The sequence below is a fragment of the Polaromonas sp. P1_G2 genome, from assembly GCF_056405515.1.
Map to the genome: position 1 here is coordinate 1 of NZ_JBFUBY010001119.1, position 456 is coordinate 456.

Consider the following 456-nt stretch of genomic DNA (forward strand, 5'->3'; position numbering starts at 1 on the left):
CACCAGATCCGGGCCAAAGGCAACGACACCAAACGTGCCAGAGCGACGTGCATTGTTTCCAGCCCATTGATCAATAGGACCGGATCAGCAAGCGCCTTGGCAAGCCGGCGCTCCAAATCGTCTTCTCTCCCCCTGGTCTCCTGATGAACCATGCGACTGGACAGGCAATCTCGCCAGCTCGTCCTCAATGCAATCGCTTCGGCATGAACGGCCTCTGCCGCTTCAGGCACCGGCCCCGCAGCCGCAAGCAGTGCCGCGACCTCGGCCTGTGTCAGCAAACCCGCTGGCAAGGACCACTCGACCAGTGATCGGTAGTCTCCAATGAAATCCGCCTGCCGTCCCTCGCGCCAATGAAAAGTATTGGCGAAATCGAGCGCCGGATCGCCGGCCAGCATCCGCATCCGGCCGAGATGGGAAAAATAGGCACGGACTTCATCGATTGAATTGCTCGAAATC

At 59.4% G+C, this 456-nt stretch carries 1 protein-coding gene; it reads right to left on the minus strand.

The features are described 5' to 3' along the window. Window positions 1–456, minus strand: a 456-nt coding sequence (locus tag AC1D0P_RS29345) for an ABATE domain-containing protein (protein ID WP_477679950.1), incomplete at both ends; no start/stop codon positions are given.